The sequence below is a fragment of the Nostoc sp. DedSLP03 genome (assembly GCF_034530815.1).
Taxonomy (GTDB): Bacteria; Cyanobacteriota; Cyanobacteriia; order Cyanobacteriales; family Nostocaceae; genus Nostoc.
This window is the reverse complement of record NZ_JAVRCK010000111.1, coordinates 1-24,287: the sequence shown is the minus strand read 5'-3', so window position 1 is coordinate 24,287 and position 24,287 is coordinate 1. Positions and strand designations below refer to the sequence as shown.

Sequence of the window (24,287 nt, the reverse complement as noted above, 5' to 3'; positions counted from 1 at the left end):
TTACATCCCTACCTCACTTTAAAAGATGTTGGTAATGACAAGCCTTTATAAGGGGAGGGTTAGGGTGGGGTAAAACCGTGATTTCTCAGCTATTTCACACTTGTATATACACCGTAGCTGATAAAGGGCGGAAACCGGAAATCTTGTTCCCTCCCCTTTACAAGGGGAGGGTTAGGGTGGGGTAAAACCATGATTTCTTAGCTATTTCACACTTGTGTATACACCGTAGCAAGCTTGAGAGAGAGACTTTGCAATATACACGCGGTAGCAGGCGGCGCATCGCTCTCATTTGAAGTTGCTTAATAAATAAATATTTATATTTTAAAGTCAGTAATAATAACACGTAAGCTATAATCGAACAATTTATCAGACTATAATTTTATATTGATGAATAGTCATTTACTAGATGGACATTATCAAATACTAAAAGTTCTCAATGATGGGGAAAAAGAGAAAACCTATCTAGTTGAAGATGTTAATCTTAATCACCAAGAATTTATAGTAAAGCATTTATCTGTTCCTAATAGCAATCCTCAAGCTTTAACAATCTTACGCCGCTTGTTTGCCAGTAAGGCAGAAACTTTAGAAAAACTCGGACAAGAACACGATAAAATTCAAAAGCTCATTGCTTCTTTTGAAGAAAATGAACAATTTTATCTAGTCCAAGAATTCATACCTGGTAATCCTTTGACTGACGAAATTCTCCAGGGACAACTTCTCAAGGAAGACCAAGTAATTAGTCTTTTGTTAGAGATTTTAGAAACTTTGGTAGTTATACATAGCTATGGCATAATTCATCGAAATATTACACCAGCAAATATTATTCGCCGTGAATCAGATAAAAAATTAGTTTTGGTTAATTTGGGTACTTTTAATGAAGCGATCGCTAATACTGTTGAAAATTCCGAGTATATGCCGATAGAACAAATTAACGGCAATCTCAAATACAACAGTGATATATATGCTTTAGGTCTTGTTGCGATCGCAGCACTGAAAAGTTTACCTACAAAGGAAATATCTAATTTGCGAAGTCAGAAAAATAAGCTTACAGGTGAAATACTTTGGCGCGATAAAAATATAAAATGTAACAGAAAATTAGCGAAAATTATTAATAAAATGGTGCGTTTTGATTATCGGAAGCGCTACCAGTATGCAACAGAAGTTTTAGACGACCTGAAAAAGTTAATAAATGTTGATGACAATCGACAAAAACAGCATCAGAAAAAATTATTACTAGTTATAGCAGGGATAGCTGGATGTATTACCCTTAGTATTGCAGCTTGGCAATTGAGATCGCCAAAACTTGTGAGTGATGCTCAAAAGACATTATACCAAGAGGGAGTGAATAAATATGAGTCAGGAAACTATGAAGGAGCAGTTGGAGATTTCAATCAGGTTATTGAATTAGATCCGCAAAACGCTTTAGCTTATAATCGGCGGGGTGATGCTTATTATCGATTAGGAGATTACGAGCAAGCACAAGCAGATTCTAGCCAAGCCATTTTACTTAATCCTCAAGATGCTAATGCCTATTTTGACCGAGGATTTGCTTTTTCGGCATTAGGCAAATACAAAGAAGCGATTGCAGATTATACTCAAGCAATTAAGTTAAATTCTAAAGATGCTTATGCCTACTATGGACGAGGATTAGCTCGTGGTCAATCGAAGGATAATAAAGGTGCAATTGAAGATTTTAGTCAAGCGATCGCTCTTAAACCTCAGTATACCGAAGCCTACTTGCAACGAGGTATTCTCCACCGTCGCCTCAAACAAAGACTCGAAGCAATCCAAGATTTTGATAAAGTAATTAAAATTAATCCTAGCGATGCTAAAGCTTTTTATCAAAGGGGTTTAACTCAATCTATTAATCAACAAAAAGATGAAGCAATTAAAGATTACACAGATGCAATCAACATCAATCCCAAATACATAGAAGCTTATCTTAATCGTGGTGATATTTACAGCGATCTGGGAAATCAAGTAGAAGCTACTGAAGATTACAACACTATTTTACAGATCGATCCTAAATTTATTGCAGCTTATATTCACAGAGGTATTCACCGCTTTTCTTTTGGAGATTATAAAGGCGCTATTCAAGATTATACTGAAGCACTAAAGCTAGATACTAATAATATAGCAGCTTACAACAACCGTGGTAACGCTTATCTGGAACTAGGAAATAAAAAAGCTGCAAATCAAGATTATTCACGAGCGATCGCAATTAATCCTAACAACGCCTTAGCCTATTATAATCGGGGCGTGATTCGCACCAAGCAGAAAAATAAATCGGGTGCGATCGCAGATTTCAAAAAAGCTGCAAAACTATTCCGACAGCAAGGGGAACAAGATAGTTATCAAGATGCACGGCAAGAAATTGCAATTCTGCAAAATAATTCAGCACCAGCGCCAACTAGTCGCCCAAAATCTGGGAAAATAGAAAAAAATTGAGCTACCACTCAATATAGTGTTGACTATCAACAGTCAACACTCTTAGAGAGTGATTGTGCTATTTAAATGTGTTTTACTTTACAAATTTACGACTAGTACTTTATCAAACTAGTTTTAATGGTTTGTAGTAAGCACTTTAGTGTTTATAAAACAAGGACTTTAGTCCTGATTAATTACCATGAGTCACAGTATTTTTTCACGGCTCAATTAGGATTGCTATATGCTAATTCTCCTGACTTTTTATCCAGATAATTTGGAAATATTTACCCATAAAGATGTCGATACAGTACTGAAAAAAATTGATGGTTCTCACAATATTTGGTTGCGTTGTGTTCACTTCCGCGATCGCACTGGAACAGCCAGGATTATCAAGCACTTTGGACTAAATCCATCTCGTGTTAACATGATTTTCAACCATTCCCCTGTAGGAATTGATGAAGACGTAGAAGATTGTTTATTTGACAGTTATGAAATCTTAAGTTCTCAAATAAAAAATAATGAATTTGAAGTTGTGCGTGGCAACATTGTAGTTGGAAATAATTTTATCATAACTTTTGAAATCACTGAACTAAAAATTTTAACTATTTTAACCAATAATCTCCAAAAGCGAACTCTAGATATTCAAAAATTGGGAATTGACTATCTTTTTTATCTTATATTTAAAGACATTTTAAATAACTACGAAACTGTATTTACCTATATTTCGAGAAAACTTGATGATTTAGAAGATGAAGTTTTAGACAATTCTGGTGATGAATCAACGTACAAAAAAATTGCCACAATGAGACAATCTACTCGTTCTGGACGCCGTAATTTTCAAAGCATCAAGTTACTTATGGCGATTATGGATAATGAAGATTTCCAATGGATCGGTCAGCCAGTAAAAGAACTATTCAATCAAGAATTAGTTCATCATGTTGATAAACTCTGGCAAGAATATCAAGCTATAAGAGCCTGGATGTCAGAATTAATGGAAATTCAACGCGATAATATTGCTAGTAAAACAGGCGAACGAATTAATCGGCTGACTATCTTATCGACCATCTTTTTACCAATTACTTTTATCTCTGGTTTTTATGGTATGAATTTCAAAAATATGCCGGAATTAGAACAACCTTTAGCTTACCCTGTGGTGATTTGTATGATGGCATTAATTGTAATTGGCAGTATTGCCTATGCGAAAAAACAACGTTGGTTGTAGTATTTATAAAGTGACGAATAAAAAGATCCCCGACTTCTTCAATAAGTCGGGGATCTGAGTCTTTCAGTGGAAAGCAAATCAAATAGAATTACTATTTTATATATATTTTATATAAATAGACTGAATCAACCTTAAATCGGCAAAAAACGTGAATTTACCATTGATTATTCATGCTGAAGAATATAATGAGAAAACAGCAATCGTGACAACGGACGGAGCATTTACCTATCGAGATTTGCTACACACTTCTAGTCAAATAGCAACAAGTCTTCTTCAAAATATAGAAGATTTACAAGAGCAGCGAGTTGCCTTTCTCATTCCGCCTGGGTTTGAATATGTAGCGACTCAATGGGGAATTTGGCGAGCTGGTGGCATAGCTGTACCTCTGTGTATTTCCCATCCACGCCCAGAATTGGAGTATGTAATTACTAATTCTGGAGCATCGATTATTATTGCTCATCCTAATTTTGAGGATATACTGCAATCGCTCGCCCAAGAATATAATTTACGATTTATTCTCACCTCAGAAACGCTTCCAAATAACATTAGCCGTCTCCCAGAAATAGAGATCGCCAGACGCGCCTTAATTCTCTACACCAGTGGTACAACAGGTAAACCAAAAGGTGTAGTTACGACTCACCAAAATATTCAAGCGCAAGTGACTAGCTTAACTACCGCTTGGGAATGGACATCTAGCGATCGCATTTTGCATATCCTGCCACTACATCATATTCATGGGATTATTAACGTACTCACTTGTGCTTTATGGGCTGGGGCAGAATGCCATATATTGAGCAAATTTGATGCCGAAACCGTTTGGAGGCGAATTTGTGACGGTGATTTAACCTTATTTATGGCAGTACCAACAATTTATGTAAAGCTAATTGCGGCTTGGGAAACTGCCTCAAAAGAACGCCAAAAAATCATGTCAGCAGGCTGTGCTAAAATGCGCCTGATGGTTTCTGGCTCGGCAGCGTTACCAGTTCAAGTTTTAGAAAAGTGGCAGAGCATCAGCGGCCATTTTTTGCTGGAGCGCTATGGTATGACTGAAATCGGTATGGCGCTATCGAACCCTTTACACGGTGAACGGTTATCTGGATATGTGGGGAAGCCTTTACCTCAAGTTGAAGTGAGATTAGTAGACGAAAACGGAAAGTTAGTTCCAGCCGGAACACCAGGAGAAATCCAAGTTAAAGGCCTTGGAGTGTTTCTCGAATATTGGCAAAACCCCGAAGCAACCGCCAAAGCTTTCCAAGATGGCTGGTTCCGTACTGGAGACACCGCCGTAATTGAGAATGGCAACTACCGAATTCTGGGACGGATGAGTGTGGATATCATCAAAACCGGAGGCTATAAAGTTTCTGCTTTAGAAATTGAAGAAGTACTGCGATCGCATCCAGATATTCAGGAATGTGCAGTGGTTGGGGTTGCTGATTTAGAATGGGGTGAACGGGTGTGTGCCGCCTTAGTATTGCAAGGCTCACAACCTTTAACATTAAAAGCTTTCAGGAATTGGGCAAAAGAGCGATTGGCGGTTTATAAAGTGCCAACCCAAATTTTGATAGTTGAAGAATTACCGCGCAACGCGATGGGGAAAGTGACTAAGCCGACGGTGGTTGAGCTATTTTGCAGATAGCGATCGTCACAGAATTTTAGATTTTAGATTTTAGATTTTAGATTCAAAAGAGCAATCAAGTGAAATCGACCTATGAGTGACTTAATTTTTCTACCCGCTCATCGACTTGCTCAGATGATTCGCGATCGCCAAGTCTCTGCTGTCGAAGTGTTCGATGCTTACCTGGCGCAGATTTATAAACACAACTCAAAACTGAATGCAATTTGCACCTTAGACGAAGACAATGCTCGTACCAGAGCAAAGCTTGCAGATGAAGCTTTAGCTAGAGGAGAACACTGGGGCGCTCTGCACGGTGTTCCGATTACAATCAAAGATATCTTTGAAACAGTAGGACTACCTACCACAGCAGGTTACATTCCTCTTAAAGACTACATTCCTCAACAGGATGCTACCGTTGTTGCCAGGTTGCGGAAAGCAGGAGCCGTTATCCTGGGAAAAACCAACATGGCAGAACTGGCTGGTGATTTTCAAAGTACAAATTCTCTATTTCCACGGGTAAATAATCCCTGGAATCTTGACTATACAGCAGGTGGCAGTTCTGGAGGTAGTGCTGCTGCTGTTGCAGCCGGACTTTCAGCATTAGATATAGGTAACGATATTGCAGGTTCCGTGCGCCAGCCTGCAACTTTCTGCGGCGTGTATGGCTTAAAGCCAACAGATCGCCGTATTTCCACCGCCGGAAGTATCCCTGAAGTACCGGGAATGCCGCTATGCTTGCGACAAATGTTGACTATTGGCTGTTTTGGGCGATCGCTCGAAGATATTCGCCTTTGTTTCTCGCTGATCGCTGGTGCAGATATGCGTCGCCCAGATGTGCCACCGATTCCCCTTGATACTCCATCAGGCAAGTCTTTGCAGGATCTTAAAATTGCTTGGATTGATGAATGGGTAGAGGTTCCCGTTGCTGCCCAAATTCGAGGTGCAATACAAACAGTCGTGCAAAAACTCGCTCAAGCAGGTACTCATATTGAACGCTGGCTTCCCAAAGACTTTGATTTATCGACAGTGTGGAACCTCTGCGGGCGGATGGAAGCATATATCAACAACTACGCCCAACCCAAGGATCGCTATAATATGCTACGCAGCTTAGAATTACTTTTTCGCACAGCAACTCAAGGCGACAAAAAATTGCGAAAATTGGGGAATTTCAGCAGCTTTTTGCCAGAAATTTTGAATCCCAGCTTAAAAGGATATTTCGAGACACTCACCGAGCGCGATCGCTTCATTGCCCAAATGGATGAAGCCTTAGAACCGTGGGATGTATGGCTCACTCCTGTGACAGCAACTCCTGCATTTACCCATTGTCCGGCTTGGAGCGCCATTGATATTGAGGGCAAATCCTATCCTCATGCAGTGGCAAACGGAGCTTACCTATGCCATTTAATCTCAGTGGTCATCCGGCGGTGGTGATTCCCATTGGGCAAACTCATAATGGCTTACCGATTGGAATCCAAATTGTTGGCAAACGATGGCGTGAGATGGAGTTGTTAGCGATCGCTCAAGAACTTGACAAAGCAGTTGGTGATTTCCGCCATCCATTAGGCTATTGAGGAATGGCAGCAATTAAACTTCAACTTACTGGTTTCTTATCCTTTTGGGACATCCTGTGAGGGGAGTTTAGTCCTCTCTACAGACGCTACGCGAATTTTAAGAGGACTTCAGTCCTGACTACGAGCATTTTTGAAGTTAAGTTGGGACATGATATAAGTAGTTAGTATGAAAATTGTTCAAGAAGTTTCTCTGATCAGTATTGGGAATTTTGAAGAATCAAACGATTGGTATATCATTCGAGCTGAAATTCGTGATGCTATCTCTTTAATCGTTCATCCTCCTGGTGCATCCAGTTTTACAATTAATCCAACAAAGCACGGTAATGGTGTTAAGCCAATTAAAGATGCTTGCATGATTGCATTGAGAGATAAATTTGGATGGAGTCTCGAAACTTCAATTAATTATGCAACTCGATCGCCAGGAAAGGTAGATGCAACAAAGATCGTTGACAACTATCTTTTTGCCCTTGAGTGGGAAACGGGCAATATCTCTTCAAGCCATCGAGCAATGAATAAACTAAGTCTTGGATTACTACGGAGTGTCTTTTTAGGCGCTGTCTTGGTACTCCCTAGTAGAAAACTCTACCCTTATCTAACCGATCGGATTGGCAATTATGAAGAGCTAGAGCCATACTTTGATGTTTGGCGGGCAATTCGCATTGAAGAAGGTTTTCTTGCAATCTTCGTGATTGAACACGATCTCTTAGATAACAATGTACCAAAGATTACCAAAGGAACAGATGGTCGTGCATTAGTCTAAATTTTCCTGCATGAATAGCTATGTAGAGTAAGGAATGGGCAGTTGTAATGCAGTTGTTTTGCCTTGTTTCAATTTCTTGCTTCCCCTTGCCGATTCCCATTGCTCTACAATTCCATTAGCCAAGTCAGTCAAGCGTTCTACTGCTGGCTCTGTATCTCCAATTTCTGAACCAATCCAATAACGGTGTAGTTTTTCTGCTGCATAAAATGTAGTACCAGAACCCCCAAAAGGATCGACCACAATCTGCCCTGGATCGGATGCCATTGCGATAATCCGCTCCAGCATAATGGGAGCCAGTTCATTAGGAACTCGTTTTTTGTGCCGACGATGGCGAACGGGTGGAATATCAGTCCACATCTCCTCAGTTAACGTCCATAAAATTTCAGTAGTGGAAGCTTCAGGGGCATCTTCCCAAACATCTTCTGGCATATCCCAGACATCCATTAAGTTGATGCCTTTTTCATTGAGGCTTTTTCTATGCCCACCATAATCACGAATCTCTTTGCCACAGTGCCGACAGAGTTGAATCGGTGTGTAGATTTTGTTGAAAACGGCTGGCTCCCCTTTTGTATAATAGATCAGTCCGTAGTGAGCCGGAGACATTTTTTTACCTCTAGGAAAAGCCTTTGGCATTCTGCAAGCAATCCAATGCCGAAACCACATTCCTTTACGATTGAGGTATGCGCCGTACTCCATACACCATTTGGGCAGGTTGAAAATAAATAAGCTGCTACCTGGTTTAAGTATGCGAATGCTTTCATCAAGCCACTGGTACGACCAGCTTAAATACCGATCTGCCTCCATCCGATCGCTTATACCTTCGCCATATTCTTTACCAAGATTAAAAGGTGGGTCGGCAAATACCAGATCCACTGACTCATTAGGCAAAGCTGATAGAAGTTTAAGGCAGTCTCCTTGGTAGAGTATGCCATGCTCACTAATGTAAACCTGTTGCAGTCCTTGTTGAGTTGCAACGTCAGGTGCGATCGCTTGAAACGGGAGCATTGACTTAACCTTTAGTACATTAGTATAGCTTGAGTATAGAAACTCTATTGTCAATAGTCAATAGAGTTTTATTGAGAGTTTGTACTGCGTGGCTGATAGGGTTTTCCAGTAGGTTGATTCTTATACCTTTGTACCTCAGTAACTTCTATATAATAGTAACGCCCAAGTTTGTGAGCTATAATCTGACCGTTCTTAATTAGGTCGTGAATTCGCTGACGAGTTACATCAAGTAGCTTGGCAGTTTGAGCTACAGAAAGTAATTCCGGGCTATCATTTGATCCGGGGTCTGTCATAAGATGAAAATGCTTTAATCACCGGAGCCAATCTTTTTTATATTGCATATTCAAGAATAACTAAAATTTTCTGAAAGAGATACCAGAAAGCGCTAGCCAGCAGTAGGTTAAAGGGTTTGAGTGGTTCGCCCCTACCTAATTCTTCACCCCTTCGGTATTTTCGGCGGACACCAAAAGAGGTTTTTGCTGGACACACCAAGGGATTCTAGAATTCCTCGCATCACCTCTGTGCAGTACATCCAATGCCCCAAATTGTCATACATGCGATCGGGATTAAACTCGACATTGTAGTGTAGCACATTGGGAAGGTCTAAAAACTCATCACCGCTTTGGGGAGAAAAAAGCAAGAGATGAAATGGTTTCCCCTGGCATTTTTTTTCCAGCTTGTTGACTAAATCTAACACACCACCGCGATCGCCAATTCCTGTGCGAACAAAAAGCACTTTGTCGCAGTGCCGCAGTGCATACCAAAACCTTTCAGCGCGTGCCGTATAACGAACCCGCATCCGTTCATAGACGGGAGACATATCGTTCGTTGGGTCGTCTGTCTCCTCAACTTCATGGGCAAAGGATAAACTCGACCATTTACCGTGGTAAATTCTACCTGCATCGGGACTATAATGCAGAAAAGTAGGGTTCCACATATCATCAAAACCGATTTCGATCGCATCCGCAACATCTGCAATATTAGTGGTGCGCGTTAAATCGAAGGGAAAGGCGGGGCCATCGTACTCCATTTTATACAACATCATCCGGACGGCACAGCGATCGCCAAGGGGAAGAATTGCCACACGGCTGATATCCGATAACTCACATTTATATTGGAAAAACACCGCAGATTTAGGTGGTGCTTTCACCCGGCTTTCTAGCCCATCCTTACCAATCATCATGGTGCGAAAGAGGGCATCGGGATAAAGGGGATCTTCATAAACGCCCGATGGCATGGCTTTAAGGGCATTGCAAACTTCCGTCCACATCGGCTGGATGTTGTACTCGTTATCTGATTCGTTGATTATCCAGAGGTGGCGTTCGTCTGCTTGCAAAATCCCCAAATGCCCGTCATAGAATAAAACGTTGTTCGGCGAAAAGAGATTGAAGGCGGCGCTATATTCTAAGTCAGCACCAGGGGGGATGTTTATTGTAGTTGCGATCGCACCATCCTCTACAGCCAAGAAAGGGAGCGTCCCCGACTTGACAGACTTCGCAATGTAAATACCCGGTATCAATCCAGCCTTACTTTGCAGTGCAGTTTGTAGTTCCTGCCAGTAGGGAGCGATCGTGTAGCTGTATTGCGATCGATTAACAATCCGTAAACGCTTCTCTTCCATACAGACAGAGACATGAAAGCCCACATTATCAAAGTAGATGGGAAATTCATTCGGTTGCTGGAAGCGTTGTTTTTCTTTTGCTAATTCGTCTTTGTGGATATCGAATAGTTGCTGGTCGATCTGTTGATACATAAGACTATGACCAACTGTGTTCGGGTGAGCCGGATCGAAGGATGTCCCCGCTTTCCATCGTCCTTGTCCATCATCTACAGCAGCCAACCAATCCAATACAGGTACGCCCCAATTTAGCATCCGTTTGTGTGTGTCTCGGAGCAGCCAGTAATGTTCCAGAGAATAATCACCGTTGGGATAGACTCCGCCTAGAATTGGAATTGCCCCGATGTCTCGCGTCATTTTCACAAGTTGCTGCAAGCCATTTTCAAACCGTCGCTGTACTGCTCGCCGTTCGTGAGGGGAACTGTAAGCTAACCCTTCGTTACCCAGAGACAAGGCAATGATGACGATATCCGGTTTTTCTGGGGTGACAAACCAAGGGAATCGAGCGATCGTTCTGCTGACATTTGCCCCCACCTCCGACACATTCACCAGTTTATGCCCATATTTTTGCTGTAAAGCTTGTGCCAACAGCCAAACCCAACCTTTCAAAAACCAGGCTTTATGACCTAATGCGACAGAACTACCAATGACTACGATTTTTAAACCTTCAGGCTCTTTATCCAGGGGGATTTTAACAGCAGGCTTCTCAATATATCCGAACGGATAAGGTTGTAAATAACCGAATGCGCCATCATCCACAATAATTGTGCTGGCACGATCTTTAGAATCGATTGGAATCCAGCGGTTTGTATTTAGTAAGCTCTCCCATTGGGCGTTGCCGTTGACATCGAATAGCACATACTTGTATTCAACTCTCTGTTGACCGCCTGACTCTTGAATATCAATTTCATCTGTCCACCATAAAGGATAGCGATCGCCACTTGTACGCAGATGAACACATTTACTAATATCCCACAATCCCAACTCTGGATTAGAACCCACCAGACCAATGGATTCGCCCGTTTGAGTGTATGCACTGATCTGGAATCGATACATAGAGTTTATCCTGATTTAGTGAGGACAATACCAAACGGCCAGCTGAATCCTGAAATCTGCTTTGAGAATATCACATAGAACTCTTAAGAATCCGGTATTAATCTTTTTAAGTATACTGAAGCTCTGATTTACATCATCCAAAGCTATAGTTGGCAAGCTTTTCAAAACTAAAATCGGATTTTTATAGAAGAATTTTATACTGATTAAATATAATTTATTGTATTAAAAGTTTTAAAACAATTAAGAACAAATCAAAAAAAGGATAAGATTAAGTTAAATTGGTTCTATCGCTCTCTTTTATATAGTTAGAGCCAGAAAAGCATTTATACGTAAGTGTTACAAATAGTTTCAATTGAAATTAATACTTGCCGAATAATTTTTAGCAATAATAAGTTAAGCGAGTTGAGATTTAGCTCAGTATGGATAACTTACCTCAAAACGATTCTAGCTCCCCTGCTGGGGGTGGTTTACCTGTGATTCAGTATTGGGTAGAAAAAACTCTCTCATCAAAAGGATTAAAATTATGGCAAACTCTCAATCATAAAAGTGCATGTTTATCCTGCGCTTGGGGCACGGGTGGACAAAAAGGAGGATTTGTTAATGAAGCGGGAGAATATTTACAACGCTGTGCTAAAAGTGTAGAGGCGATCGCTGCGGAATTGCAACCAGGAATTAAGCGAGATTTTTTCCGAGAAAAAAGCATTAGTGAATTACAAAAACTGACTTCTCAAGAATGCGATTCCTTGGGTAGATTAGGTTATCCTCTGATTCTCAGATCGGGTTCATCCCATTATCAACGTATAAGCTGGGAAGAAGTTTACCAGATCGCTACACAAGCCTTTAATTTCCCACCAGCCCGAATTGCTAGTTATAGTTCTGGACGCTCATCTAATGAAGCTGCCTATTTACTACAATTATTAATGCGATCGCTAGGTAGTAATAATCTAGCAGACTGTTCAGATTTGTGTCACGCACCCTCAACAGTAGGGTTAAAAAAAGTTTTCGGCTCAGGTACATCGATGGTGAGTTTAGAAAACCTAAAACATAGTGATTGTATAGTTTTAATTGGTTCTAACGCCCCTGCAAATCATCCACGACTGATGAATGAATTGATCGAATTGCGGGAAAGAGGCGGGAAAGTAATTATTATTAATCCCCAAATTGAAATCGGATTAGTTAAATTTGCGTCTCCGGCATTTCCGATCAAATCTTTACTCACAGGGGGTTCAGATATCTCTTCTTTATATTTACAACCAATTCCTGGAAGTGATGCTGCATTATTTGTAGGTTTACAAAAATCTCTGATTGAACAAAATTTAATTAAAATAGAATATCTGAAAGCTTATACACAAAATTGGCAACAAGTTGTAGATTATGCTAATAATATATCGTGGGATAACATCACTAGCACCTGTGGCTTATCCCAAGAAGAAATCACAGCAACAGCTTATATAATTGGTAAATCAACGCGTGTAGTTTTTGCCTGGGCAATGGGTATAACTCAACACTCTAACGGCGTGGATAATATTTTGAGTATTGCTAATACAGCCTTAATTACAGGTAACGCTGGTAAAATTGGTGCTGGGACAATGCCCATTCGAGGACATTCCAATGTGCAAGGTTTTGGTTCGATGGGTGTTACTGTAAACTTGCGAGAAGAAATCAAACAAGCACTATCTCAATTATTAGGAAAAACTCTAAATGAAACTCCTGGCTATCATACCCGTGACTTGATCGCAGCAGCAGAATTAGGAAAGATAGATACACTGTTTTGTTTAGGAGGAAATTTGTATGCAGCTAACCCAGACTTACAGCAAGTAAAACAGGCATTATCGCAAATAGAAACCATATTTTATATAGCTACTAAACCAAACTTAGGACATTTTCACGGATTAGCAAAACAGCAAACTTTAATCTTACCTGTATTCAATCGTTTTGAAAATCCTCATAAAACAACAACTGAATCGGGTAATAATTTTGTGCGGTTAAATGATGAAGGTAAAAGTCATTTAAAAGCGCCTAATGCCGAGCTAATTTCAGAAATAGAATTAATTACAGAAATTGCTCATCGTTTACATAGTGAAACACCGATAAATTGGCGTAAGCTGCAAGATACAACTTATGTTAGAGAATTAATTGCTAAAACTATTCCTGGCTATGAGAAGATTGGCACAATTGACCAAAGCAAGCAGGAGTTTATCATTGAAGGGCGGATTTTGGATGAACCGAAATTTCCCACACCTGATGGTAAAGCACAGATGTTTGTCACACCTTTACCGCAATTATCAGTACCAACTAAAGCAGCGTTTGGTGTAGCAGAAAATCAGCCAGGAATTGTGGTAATTTTAGGAACAGGACGCAGCTATGGTCAACATAATACTGTAGTTTATCGCAGTGAAGATAAATATCGAGGTATGCCTCATCGTCACTGTATTTTAATGAACTCTTTAGATGTAAAAAAAGCTGGATTCCAGGAGCACCAGCGAGTAATAGTGAAAGGAGATAAAGAAGAATTAGACAATATTGAAATTATTTGTGGGGCGATTCTTGAAGGTGTAGCTTTTATGTTTTATCCGGAAGCTAATGTTTTATTTAAAGCAAAAATTGATCCGCAAAGTGGTACACCTGCTTATAAAAGAGTTCCAGTTTGTATTATAGGTTCTCGATTTCTTTAAGAACAGGCGAATCCAGGCTTTGAATTTTTGTTGTTTGTAGACATCAGTTAAATTATTGAGAGTAAATTGTGAGAAATAAACTTATTACCCGTTGTTTCAGAAGAGTTTAAATGCCTATTCCAAAATCAGTTTTGTTACTACTCAACTGGGATGTGCCTGAATGCAAGCATTATATAGCAATCCTATTTGATTCCTGTTTACTCGTAAAGATCGGGGACTAGGGACTGGGGACTGGGAAGATAGGAATAAAGGTGTACTGAGTTTTTTCAGAAGTCAAATATGAGTCCTATAAAACATAAATAAATATTAATATCTTAATAGTTATATATAAGTTAAGAGTTAAATAATCTTAGGAGAAATAAAAATACCTGGGATTTGCATCGGCAGTTGTATTTGCCAGATAGAGTGATGCAAATCCTTTCTCAACCTAGAATCACAATTTTTTAGCTGGCACTGGCAGGCATCCTGAGTCGGTGACTGCCCAGAAACCTTGCGTTTGAACATGAAGGGAGTAACAATGAGTAGTAATCTAGCCATCAAACTGCGCTCTGGAACTCAACAAGCCCACACTTCAGCGGAAAATGTGGCATTCATGAAATGTTTTTTGCAAGGAGTTGTGGATAGAGACTGCTTCGCGAAATTTTTAAGCAACTTGTATTACGTCTACAGTGAACTAGAAGCGGCATTAGAGAGCCATAGAGAGCATCCTGTGATTAGTGCGGTTTACTTTCTGGAACTTAATCGCCAATCCTCACTTGAAAAAGACATGGTATTCTATTATGGGGATAATTGGAGAGAGCAAGTTACAGCCTCACCTGCTGCCCAGAGCTACATTGACCGCATTCGGGAAATTTCTGCTAGTGAACCAGCCTTATTGCTAGGTCATGCCTACACTCGCTACATGGGCGATCTTTCTGGGGGTCAAATGCTACAAAAAGTTGCTCAGTCAGCCCTAAAGCTTTCTGGCTATGAAGGCACATCCTTTTACAACTTTGAGCAAATTCCTGACAAAAAGGCATTTAAGGATAAGTATCGTCAGGCATTAAATGCATTACCCGTTGATGATATAACAGCAGAACGGATTGTTGCAGAAGCTAATAATGCCTTTGGGTTCAATTTAAAGATGGCTCAAGAGTTAGAGGGAAGTTTAATTAAAGCACTCGGTCAAGTTCTTTTTAATAGCCTCACTCGTTCTCAAAATTCAGGTAGCACTGAAATAGCTGCGGCTAATTAATTTTGTCATTTGTCATTTGTCCTTTGTCATTTGTCATTTGTCCTTTGTCATTTGTCATTGGGGACAAGAGGCAGAGGGAAAAAACTTACTGTATACTGCTCCTGCTCCCCTGCCTCCCCTGCCTCCCCTGCTCCTCTGCTCCTCTGCTCCCCTGCCCCCTGCCCCCTATTAATTACTCCCTTCATTCATTGGAAAGCAACTCAATGGTTTTTCTATTACCTGGTGTTAAGTTCGATCTGGATCTGATTCAAAAGTACGACACTCGCGCACCTAGATATACTAGTTACCCGCCCGCTACAGAGTTAAGCGAAACATTCACTGAAACTGATTTTAAGGCCGCGATCGCCGCCTCGAATCAACGCAAAACTCCTATGAGTTTGTATTTCCATATCCCTTTTTGCCAAAGTGCTTGCTACTTCTGCGGCTGTAATACAGTAATTTCCAACAACAAGAATATTGCTAAACCCTATGTCGAGTCTTTGGTTGAAGACATTAAAAACACCGCAGCTTTAATCGATTCCGATAGAAAAGTGCTGCAAATCCACTGGGGAGGTGGTACTCCTAATTATTTGGAGCGTCACCAAATAGAATTTTTATGGAAAAATATCAATCGCTATTTCAACATCGATCCCCAAGCAGAAATCTCAATTGAGATTAATCCCCGCTATATCGATAAAAACTATATTTTCTTTCTGAGAAAGATTGGATTTAACCGTATTAGTTTTGGCATTCAGGATTTTAATCGCCAAGTTCAAGTAGCTGTCAATCGTATCCAGCCTGAAGAAATGCTCTTTGATGTCATGAGTTGGATCAAAGAAGCTAAGTTTGAAAGTGTGAATGTAGACTTAATTTATGGTTTACCTTATCAAACACGTGAGACATTTCAAGAAACGCTGAAAAAAACGATTCAATTAGATCCCGATCGAATTGTTGTCTTTAACTTTGCTTATGTGCCTTGGCTCAAACCGACGCAAAAAAATATTCCTCAAGAAGCGCTACCGCCAGCACAGGAAAAGTTAGAGATTCTGAAAATGACCATTGAAGAATTGACAAATAACCAATATCTATTTATTGGAATGGATCATTTCGCTAAAACTAATGATGAACTAGCGATCGCTCAACGTAATGGTACTCTTAAACGCAATTTTCAGGGCTATACTACCCACGCCGAGACAGAATTGTTTGGTTTTGGTTCCACATCCATCAGTATGTTAGAAGATGCTTATGCTCAAAATCACAAGGAGTTAAAGGATTATTATCAAACACTGGCAGTAGGTAGTTTACCTATTAGTAAAGGTATCAAACTCACTCAGAATGATATTATTCGACGGGATGTGATTATGAGTATTATGTCTCATTTTCAGCTTTATAAGCAAGATATTGAAAACAAATATCATATCAGTTTTGATGAATATTTTTCTGAAGAACTAGAGGCGTTAAAACCACTAGAAGCCGATGGTCTAGTCAGTTTATCAAAAAATCAGATTCAGATTACCGACATTGGTAGATTACTAGTAAGAAATATTGCCGTCATCTTTGATACTCACACAAGAACGCGAGAGACAAAATTCTCCCGCGCTATTTGATATCGCTTCTGCAAATCTTTACCACATATTATCCCCTCAATCTACCTTAAAAATCAAAGTTGAGGGGATATTATTAAGACTATAGCAATCCGATTTTATGTTTGAACTTATTTGTGTGGTGCATGAAGGGCAGTGGAAGCGCGCTCGGCAGTCAAAAGACAATTGGAATAAAGTTATTAAATAAAAAATGTCCAACAAAAAACGTAGTTAATTATTTATATTTATTTATGACAATATTCTCAACAAGATTATGAATAAATATTTTTCATACATCCCCAAAAAGTTAGATGCAAATGTTGTGCCTTAAGGTAGAGATAAAAGAGATGAGATTGATTAGTCAATAAAAAGTTAGTTTTATGGATAATAATTATGTCCATAACTAGATGTTTTTAATGACTTATAACTTAAATGTGCTAACACTTTTATTTAAAATTAAGATATAGAAAACGCGAATTCTCATTAAATCTGAAATATAAGTATTGTGTATAACTTTTGGATTTAACATTTACCCCATCTGGTAGAAATAATTTGTAATTAGAGTTGATAGCTTAGATATTAAGTGAGTGAGATTGTTGAGGCGGTTATGAGTATTATTGCTTGGATAGTTTTAGGACTTTTGGCAGGTGCAATCGCTAAAGCTATTTATCCTGGTTCTCAAGGCGGCGGAATTCTCTCCACAATGATTTTGGGTATCATTGGTGCTTTCGTCGGTGGAACTTTGTTTACCTTGTTAAGAACAGGAACTCTGCAAATTACTGCGGCTGGCGCTGGTTTAACTCTTCCCGGTATTTTAGTGGCTGTGCTTGGTGCAATCGTTGCTATTTATTTGTGGGGATTAATCAGAAGAAGCAGCAATGCATAATCGCTGATTGGCAGTTATCAACCCTGAGATAACTACTAAACTTTTTCAATCTTTTAGTTCACCAGTTGAAGAAGCTATAAAACATCAAATTAGCTCTATCTGGAAAAAGACTAAAAGATAAATCAATTCATTCTGAAACATCATAACTTTGGGAAGTGTAAATCTATGTTTTTCCACAAAAAAGAGCCTATTCATGCAGTTAACGTAAGCGAACCAAACCCCCGTTTTGCTCAGTTGCTACTAGAGCAGTTTGGCGGAGCTACTGGAGAACTTAGCGCAGCGCTTCAATATTGGGTGCAATCATTCCATGTCGAAAATGCTGGCATTAAAGACATGCTCCAAGACATTGCAATTGAGGAATTCAGCCATTTAGAAATGGTTGGTAAACTTATTGAGGCTCATACTAAAAATGTAGATCAAACAGAGGCTTACAAAAGTACTCTTTTTGCCGTCCGAGGAATTGGACCTCATTTTCTAGATAGCCAAGGTAATGCTTGGACTGCAAGTTACTTGAATGAGGGTGGAGATGTAGTACGTGATTTAAGAGCTAATGTCGCAGCTGAAGCTGGCGCTCGTCAGACTTACGAAGAATTGATTAAGTTGGCAACCGATAAAGGAACCCAAGAGACTTTAGTTCATCTGTTAACACGAGAAATTTCTCATACTCAGATGTTTATGAAAGCTCTAGATTCGCTAGGTAAGTTGACAGATCCATTCTTTGGTAATATTAAGCCAGATGAAACTGTTGCTCTTTACTACAACCTGTCTACAAACGGAAATGGTCAAGATGAGCGTGGCCCTTGGAATTCTGAACCAACGTTCAAATACATTGCTAATCCGTTAGAAAGCCACTCTTAATTGCATAGTTTGATTTTGAGTAAAGAGATGATTGGGAGATTCTAAAAAAATCTCACTCAGAAAGTAAAGCGGGTTATTTGCTCGCCTGATGTAGCAAATTTTAGGCTGTTTCACTACATCTACCAGATAAATATATTCCCGACTTTTCTTCTAAGAAGTCGGGAATTTTCGCTGAGTATTTGGCTATTACAACAATTGAAAATAGCTATAGCTAGAAATATTCAGAAACACGGAAAAATTTCTAGCGATCGCTTCTTCAATTTCTACCTCAATATTTCTGACTTGAGAAATTAATTCAACTAAAAATCCGGAGATGAACTCGTGATTGTCAACGCTACATCAAATGGTTGGGAAGTCATTTATCATCGTGCCCATGCTTTATTAGCAGCTCAACTGGCTGGACAATGGCAACGTAAAGATGCTCCAGTAAGATTATATGAAACAATAGCTGCAATTTCTCATCACGACGATCTAGAAAAAGAGTGGGAAGAAGATATTCTAACTGAAGCGGGTGCGCCAAAGGACTTCATGCTTTCCACAAATGCCGATTTAAATGCAGGTGTCGATAAATTGGCTAATTTAGCAAAGAATGCCCTTTACCGTGGACGATGGGTAGCTCTATTAATTTCCATGCACATCAGCCGTTTAAATGAATCAAGCCGGGGTCAGTCTTCAAAATTAGACAAACTTTTAGACGAGCAACTTCAAAATCAGCAACGTTGGCGCAAAGAATTGGGCATCAAAAAGGAGGAAGTTGATGCAGCCTATGCATTTATGCAATGGTGCGATCGCCTTTCGCTTATTCTTTGTCAGCAGGAACTACCTGAAGATGAGCGGTTTTTAGAAATTAGCAAGGGCCCTGAAGGTGAGCGCTATGACATTATGCAGCGCAGTGATAACTTGGTTGTTGTCAAACCCTGGCCCTTCCAAAACGATAAATTCACGGTCAACGTCGAAGCCTGTGACCTCTCTGAGGTGAAATTTGAGAGCAGCAGCAAATTAACTCAAGCGCTACAACAAGCCCCGATCAAAGTACTAGAGTGGAAATTTGTTAAGAGTTAGATGCATACAACTTACAGCTATTTTGCTGAAAATAGCTGTAAAAAACTAGGTTATGCGATCGCACTCTTCTATCAAATCCCTACTTATTCTTACAATGGAATCTGAGTAACGACTGCTAATGAGATACCAGAAGTAGCGATCGCATTTAGTGCTAAGGGGGCGAGAGCAGTTTTAATTATTTTAACCTTTATCTAAAGATGTAGTTTTAAAACAGATTGTTATTACTTATGATAGTTCCTCTACATCATTCCCATCAGTGAAAGTAAATATACTTAATAACTGAGGTTCAAAGCATGGACTCAACAGGTAAGGTTCAAACTGTGGACTCGTCCTGGTCTCTTCCACTGCTGTTGAAAGAGTATGCAATGAGCCGAGTAACTGTCTACTATTATAGCGACAGATGGGTTCCAATTAAATATTGTTCTTTGGAAAAGGCAATTTTGCTTCACCACAAGGCAAGTTTAGAAGGCAAGGAAATTTTTTTATTTCCTGCTAATATAGACCCTAATCAATTCTCAAACTCTTTTAACTAAAATGCATTGAGGTAGACTATTTTTCAAGAAAATTGTCAACAAATAAATTGGCTCTAGAGGCGTACATATATACATATATATGTACGCCTCTACTTGTAAATGGGGTTAGAAATGTGTGCCAACTTGAAAGCCAAAGGTGTGGCGATCGCCATAAGATACAACTGCATCAGGTGGTCTAAAGGCTGTGTTTACATATATCTCGTCAAAGATATTACTGCTTAGTGCTACGATTGCTAAGTCCAAATATATACACAATAAAAGTTGTTTGAGCTACTAAGATTCCCAGTGCTGTCCCTCCAAGTGCTACCCGCGCTTGAAAACTTCCAAGCTCATCAAGCTTTTGGGTTTCAATATATCTTGTTCTGGATTGCAGATGGTATTGCCATCTTGCTGCTTCTGAATTGGCGAGTAAACTCAGAGGTAGACTTAGAATATAGCCCAGAATCGTAAATCCTAAAGCTGTAGGAATAGTCAGCTTCAAGTTTTGAAATAGTAATGAGCGCATGGAACAAAAAATTAGCTAACTTTAAAAGTTTTACAACTATTTGAATAGTTAGAAATATACCCAAAGGTTGGCATTTAGTATTTTGAAAGTTACAGACAGAGTAGGAATCGCTATGCACACCGATCCAGATATTTAGTAGTAAAGATTTGGATTGCTTCTGATATTAAACCAACCCAGAACGCAATGCTACAACTGCTGCTTGCACGCGATCGTCTACTGCTAATTTATTCATAATTCCCCGGACGTGAGTTTTGATAGTGTTGGGACTGAGATAGAGTTTTTCGGCAATTTCTGGGTTACTCAACCCGTCTACCATCAGCTTTAATACTTCTAACTCGCGCCCAGATAAGTTGGCGGTGTTAGTGGTGGGTGAAGGCGGTTTGAGATTGTCAATGACTCGCCGCGCAATTTGGGGATCGAGATAGGCTGCACCATCAACTGCGGCTGCGATCGCACTTAACAATCTTTCCACACTTGCACCTTTGATACAATATGCATCTGCACCGCTAGATAGTGCCGCAATAATTTCTGTCTCTGTTTGATGAGATGTCAGCATCACTACATGAGTTGCTGGCAGTGCCGTCTTAATTTGCTGTGTCGCGGCAATGCCATCCAATCGCGGCAACCCAATATCCATAACCACCAAATCAGGTTTCAGTTGCAGTGCGGCTTGAACTCCCAAATAACCATCTTCAGCTTGTCCAACAATCTCCAACTGAGGATGAGCCATTAACGATTGCTCTAATCCCAATTGCATCATCGGATCGTCTTCGACAATTAACACGCGCAAGGGCGGAGCATCGACGGGTAAATTTAAGGGATAGCGAGTTTCTAAAGACATTTTTATTAATTATTTGTCATTTGTCATTTGTCCTTTGTCATTTGTCATTTGTCATTAGTTATTAGTTTTTTGGCTTTTGTTTTTTGCTTTTTTCACCTGCCAATAACCAATGACAATACAACTCTTGGAGAGGCTGCGTCAACGGCTTACCTCGACTTTGCTCGGTACAAGTCGCTCAGTACAAGTGACCAATGACCAATGACCAATGACTAATGACTAATGACCAATTATTATTCTTCCACGCGATAGCCTAACTCTGCTAAACTAATCCGCGACTGTCGCCATTTTGGCTGGACTTTCACAAACAATTCTAGATAAACTTTGCCAGCGATTAATTTTTGAATTTGTTCGCGGGCTTCACTACCAATTGCTTTGAGCATCGCTCCACCTTTACCGATGAGTATACCCTTTTGGGAATCACGCTCGACGTTGATAGTAGCAAGTACGCGGGTAATGCTGGGAGTTTCTTCTACTAGGTCAATGGCGATCGCTACTGAATGGGGTACTTCTTCACGAGTCAATAATAAAATTTGTTCTCGGATCAATTCACCCATAATAAAGCGTTCTGGCTGGTCAGTTACCAAGTCTGGAGGATAATATAATGGCCCAATTTCTAAATGTTTAATTAATAATTCTTGAAGTTGCGGTAATCCGCTACTAGTTTTGGCAGAAAATTTCACGATTTCCCATTCATGGGATTGGGCCATTTGGGCGTAACTATCATCTAGAAACTGCGAATCAGTCGGTTGTTGGTCGGTTTTGTTCATACCCAGAATTACTGGTGTTTTGCTGCGACTAAGCAAATCGGCAATGTAGCGATCGCCCGATCCACAAGCCACAGAACCATCTACCACAAATAACACTACATCTACCGATTCAATGGCAATTTTGGCATTTTGCACCAAGACTTCGCCCAATTGATGATGGGGCTTATGAATTCCTGGCGTATCTACAAATATTAACTGCGCTTCTGGTGTAGTTAATACACCGCGCAAACGGTTACGTGTAGTTTGTGCTACTGGTGATGTAATGGCAATTTTTTGTCCTACTAACTGATTCATCAAAGTAGATTTACCGACATTTGGACGACCAACAATGCCGATAAAACCTGATTTAAACTCAGGAGGAGCCTGGGGGATTGTTACTTCTCCTGGAAAAGAGAAGTTGTAATTTTCAATACTAGTCACCTTTAGCTCCACCCTCATATTTGATAGCTGGGATAACTTGGTTTTTTCTTAGACACAAAATAGGCATAAAATTACCCTGGCATTTTTAGGGATTGCTTTTGCCGAGGTTTAATCTACTACTGGCTCTACACTTATATTTTACATCTGAGATCGCCTTAGTTGTAGTATTCAGGATTCAGAATTTAGTAGTCAGAATTTTAAAAAAATAAACTCCAAGTTTACCTCATTTCATCGGCAATCATACCAAACCTACATAAATTATGACTTCTGGCTCAAGAGTTGCGGAATTTTTAGACTTTGTTTTGTTTTTAGATCCAAAAGAAACATAAAATTACTTTGGCATTAACAGGGAGGACTTTTGCTTAAGTTTAATCTGCTGCTAACTTTGGCTTAATTTTCATCGACTGCTTAACATATACATTTGGATCAAAATGTCAACAAAAAATGTGGGAGAACCCAAACGCATAGGAATTTTGACGAGTGGAGGTGATTGTTCTGGTTTAAATGCTGTGATTAGGGCTGTAGTAAATTGTGCTGTCAATACTTATGGCTGGGAGGTTTTGGGAATTCGTCAAGCGACTCTAGGATTAATGGCGCGTCCGCCACAATTCACCAAGCTGGAAGTCGATCGAGTTGACTCATTGTTAACTGCGGGTGGCACAATGTTGGGGACAACCAATAAAGGCGACCCTTTTGCCTTTCCAATGGCGGATGGAAGTTTATGCGATCGCTCCGAAGAAATTATTGCAGGCTATCATGAACTAGGTTTAGACGCTTTGATTGGTATCGGCGGCGATGGTAGCTTGGCAATTTTGCGTCGCCTTGCCCAACAAGGAGGCATTAATCTAGTAGGTATTCCCAAAACCATTGATAACGATATTGGCGTTACCGAACACGCCATCGGTTTTGATACAGCAGTAAATATTGCCACGGAAGCATTAGATAGGTTGCATTTTACCGCTGCAAGTCATAGCCGAGTCATGATTTTGGAAGTAATGGGTCGTGATGCTGGACACATAGCCATAGCTGCGGGAATTGCGGGGGGAGCGAATGTAATTTTAATTCCCGAAATACCTTATACAGTTGAACACATTTGCCACAAAATCAAAGAACGCCAAGAAAAAGGCAAAAACTATTGTTTGATTATTGTTTCTGAAGCCGTTCGTACCCAAGGCGGCGAAAATGTGACAATTACCAATCGCTTAGGTCAATCTCGATACGGGGGAATTGGCGAATATTTAGCCGATGAAATTATTCAGCACATTGGTGTAGAAACGCGAGTCACAGTTTTAGGACACATTCAACGGGGTGGGACTGCTTCACCACTGGATAGATTAGTTGCAACAGCCTTTGGCGTAGCAGCAGTTAATCTGATTGCAGAGGGTAAATACGATCGCATGGTGACATGGCAAAATCGCCAAGTATTAAGTGTACCAATTACAGAAGCGATCGCTCAATATAGCGCTGTCGATCCCAATGGTACTTTAGTTAAAACCGCTCGTGGTATGAGTATTTACTTGGGAGACTGAATTCAGTGCTGAGTCAAGAGTGAGGAGTGAGGAGTGAAGAGTTAAACAACTCTAAACTCCCAATGACCAATGACAAATGAAAAATGACCAATGACAAATGACAAATGACAAATGACAAATGACAAATGACAAATGACAAAT

General features: G+C 40.0%; 18 protein-coding genes and 1 pseudogene. 13 read left to right on the top strand and 6 right to left on the bottom strand.

Annotated elements, in window-relative coordinates:
- Positions 1–387: 387 nt before the first annotated feature.
- The 5 genes and pseudogenes from RM368_RS33455 (at position 388) to RM368_RS33435 (ending at position 7,595) form a co-directional block, all read left to right on the top strand.
- Complete coding sequence (locus RM368_RS33455; RefSeq protein WP_322698043.1) at positions 388–2,448, top strand: tetratricopeptide repeat protein; 2,061 nt, start codon at positions 388–390, stop codon at positions 2,446–2,448.
- Between the two features lie 220 nt (positions 2,449–2,668).
- On the top strand, positions 2,669–3,649 hold the full coding sequence (locus RM368_RS33450; RefSeq protein ID WP_322698042.1) for a magnesium transporter CorA family protein: 981 nt from the start codon (positions 2,669–2,671) through the stop codon (positions 3,647–3,649).
- A gap of 148 nt (positions 3,650–3,797) precedes the next feature.
- Positions 3,798–5,285: an acyl-CoA synthetase gene (locus RM368_RS33445; RefSeq protein ID WP_322698041.1), complete on the top strand. Its 1,488-nt coding sequence runs from the start codon at positions 3,798–3,800 to the stop codon at positions 5,283–5,285.
- A gap of 72 nt (positions 5,286–5,357) precedes the next feature.
- A pseudogene (locus RM368_RS33440) lies at positions 5,358–6,835 on the top strand (amidase).
- Between the two features lie 166 nt (positions 6,836–7,001).
- On the top strand, positions 7,002–7,595 hold the full coding sequence (locus RM368_RS33435; protein WP_322698040.1) for a restriction endonuclease: 594 nt from the start codon (positions 7,002–7,004) through the stop codon (positions 7,593–7,595).
- An 18-nt stretch (positions 7,596–7,613) separates the two neighbouring features.
- On the opposite strand, the gene RM368_RS33430 is transcribed toward RM368_RS33435, so the two are convergent.
- From RM368_RS33430 to RM368_RS33420, 3 genes are all read right to left on the bottom strand, one after another.
- Positions 7,614–8,600 (bottom strand): site-specific DNA-methyltransferase, encoded by a 987-nt coding sequence (locus RM368_RS33430; RefSeq protein WP_322698039.1) that lies wholly within the window; start codon positions 8,598–8,600, stop codon positions 7,614–7,616.
- Between the two features lie 68 nt (positions 8,601–8,668).
- Positions 8,669–8,893 (bottom strand): helix-turn-helix domain-containing protein, encoded by a 225-nt coding sequence (locus RM368_RS33425; protein ID WP_322698038.1) that lies wholly within the window; start codon positions 8,891–8,893, stop codon positions 8,669–8,671.
- Between the two features lie 143 nt (positions 8,894–9,036).
- Positions 9,037–11,274: a DUF1796 family putative cysteine peptidase gene (locus RM368_RS33420; protein ID WP_322698037.1), complete on the bottom strand. Its 2,238-nt coding sequence runs from the start codon at positions 11,272–11,274 to the stop codon at positions 9,037–9,039.
- A gap of 419 nt (positions 11,275–11,693) precedes the next feature.
- On the opposite strand from RM368_RS33420, the gene RM368_RS33415 reads away from it, so the two are divergent.
- From RM368_RS33415 to RM368_RS33390, 6 genes are all read left to right on the top strand, one after another.
- Positions 11,694–13,949 carry an FdhF/YdeP family oxidoreductase gene (locus RM368_RS33415; protein WP_322698036.1) on the top strand — a complete coding sequence of 752 codons (2,256 nt, stop codon included), beginning with the start codon at positions 11,694–11,696 and terminating at the stop codon, positions 13,947–13,949.
- A 517-nt stretch (positions 13,950–14,466) separates the two neighbouring features.
- Positions 14,467–15,183: a heme oxygenase (biliverdin-producing) gene (locus RM368_RS33410; protein ID WP_322698035.1), complete on the top strand. Its 717-nt coding sequence runs from the start codon at positions 14,467–14,469 to the stop codon at positions 15,181–15,183.
- A 203-nt stretch (positions 15,184–15,386) separates the two neighbouring features.
- Positions 15,387–16,769, top strand: a complete 1,383-nt coding sequence (gene hemN, locus RM368_RS33405) for an oxygen-independent coproporphyrinogen III oxidase (RefSeq protein WP_322698034.1) — start codon at positions 15,387–15,389, stop codon at positions 16,767–16,769.
- A gap of 583 nt (positions 16,770–17,352) precedes the next feature.
- Complete coding sequence (locus tag RM368_RS33400) at positions 17,353–17,631, top strand: GlsB/YeaQ/YmgE family stress response membrane protein (protein WP_322683864.1); 279 nt, start codon at positions 17,353–17,355, stop codon at positions 17,629–17,631.
- Positions 17,632–17,796: 165 nt separating this feature from the next.
- A complete protein-coding gene (locus tag RM368_RS33395) occupies positions 17,797–18,489 on the top strand; it encodes a manganese catalase family protein (protein WP_012410902.1) in 693 nt (230 codons plus the stop codon).
- Between the two features lie 321 nt (positions 18,490–18,810).
- The gene (locus RM368_RS33390) at positions 18,811–19,551 is read left to right on the top strand and encodes a DUF3891 family protein (RefSeq protein ID WP_322698033.1); all 741 of its coding nucleotides are present in this window, start codon (positions 18,811–18,813) and stop codon (positions 19,549–19,551) included.
- 638 nt (positions 19,552–20,189) lie between these two features.
- On the opposite strand, the gene RM368_RS33385 is transcribed toward RM368_RS33390, so the two are convergent.
- Positions 20,190–20,327 (bottom strand): hypothetical protein, encoded by a 138-nt coding sequence (locus RM368_RS33385; protein ID WP_322698032.1) that lies wholly within the window; start codon positions 20,325–20,327, stop codon positions 20,190–20,192.
- A gap of 42 nt (positions 20,328–20,369) precedes the next feature.
- Between RM368_RS33385 and RM368_RS33380 the strand changes: the two genes are divergently transcribed.
- Positions 20,370–20,534 (top strand): hypothetical protein, encoded by a 165-nt coding sequence (locus tag RM368_RS33380; protein ID WP_322698031.1) that lies wholly within the window; start codon positions 20,370–20,372, stop codon positions 20,532–20,534.
- Between the two features lie 218 nt (positions 20,535–20,752).
- Here the strand turns inward: RM368_RS33380 and RM368_RS33375 are convergent, their stop codons facing one another.
- Together RM368_RS33375 and era are read right to left on the bottom strand one after the other, a co-directional pair.
- The gene (locus RM368_RS33375) at positions 20,753–21,430 is read right to left on the bottom strand and encodes a response regulator transcription factor (protein ID WP_322698030.1); all 678 of its coding nucleotides are present in this window, start codon (positions 21,428–21,430) and stop codon (positions 20,753–20,755) included.
- 230 nt (positions 21,431–21,660) lie between these two features.
- Positions 21,661–22,635 (bottom strand): GTPase Era, encoded by a 975-nt coding sequence (era, locus tag RM368_RS33370; protein WP_322698029.1) that lies wholly within the window; start codon positions 22,633–22,635, stop codon positions 21,661–21,663.
- A gap of 428 nt (positions 22,636–23,063) precedes the next feature.
- Here era and RM368_RS33365 point away from each other — a divergent pair, with 428 nt between their 5' ends.
- Entirely contained in the window at positions 23,064–24,146 is a 1,083-nt protein-coding gene (locus RM368_RS33365) for an ATP-dependent 6-phosphofructokinase (protein WP_322698044.1), read from the top strand.
- Positions 24,147–24,287 lie beyond the last annotated feature (141 nt).

Excerpts from the sequence above, each read along its gene's own strand:
- era (WP_322698029.1), bottom strand. The coding sequence starts at position 22,635 with ATGAGGGTGGAGCTAAAGGTGACTAGTATTGAAAATTACAACTTCTCT.
- RM368_RS33395 (WP_012410902.1), top strand. The coding sequence starts at position 17,797 with ATGTTTTTCCACAAAAAAGAGCCTATTCATGCAGTTAACGTAAGCGAA.
- RM368_RS33435 (WP_322698040.1), top strand. The coding sequence starts at position 7,002 with ATGAAAATTGTTCAAGAAGTTTCTCTGATCAGTATTGGGAATTTTGAA.
- RM368_RS33425 (WP_322698038.1), bottom strand. The coding sequence starts at position 8,893 with ATGACAGACCCCGGATCAAATGATAGCCCGGAATTACTTTCTGTAGCT.
- RM368_RS33400 (WP_322683864.1), top strand. The coding sequence starts at position 17,353 with ATGAGTATTATTGCTTGGATAGTTTTAGGACTTTTGGCAGGTGCAATC.
- RM368_RS33415 (WP_322698036.1), top strand. The coding sequence starts at position 11,694 with ATGGATAACTTACCTCAAAACGATTCTAGCTCCCCTGCTGGGGGTGGT.
- RM368_RS33410 (WP_322698035.1), top strand. The coding sequence starts at position 14,467 with ATGAGTAGTAATCTAGCCATCAAACTGCGCTCTGGAACTCAACAAGCC.
- RM368_RS33455 (WP_322698043.1), top strand. The coding sequence starts at position 388 with ATGAATAGTCATTTACTAGATGGACATTATCAAATACTAAAAGTTCTC.
- RM368_RS33375 (WP_322698030.1), bottom strand. The coding sequence starts at position 21,430 with ATGTCTTTAGAAACTCGCTATCCCTTAAATTTACCCGTCGATGCTCCG.
- RM368_RS33450 (WP_322698042.1), top strand. The coding sequence starts at position 2,669 with ATGCTAATTCTCCTGACTTTTTATCCAGATAATTTGGAAATATTTACC.
- RM368_RS33420 (WP_322698037.1), bottom strand. The coding sequence starts at position 11,274 with ATGTATCGATTCCAGATCAGTGCATACACTCAAACGGGCGAATCCATT.
- hemN (WP_322698034.1), top strand. The coding sequence starts at position 15,387 with ATGGTTTTTCTATTACCTGGTGTTAAGTTCGATCTGGATCTGATTCAA.
- RM368_RS33430 (WP_322698039.1), bottom strand. The coding sequence starts at position 8,600 with ATGCTCCCGTTTCAAGCGATCGCACCTGACGTTGCAACTCAACAAGGA.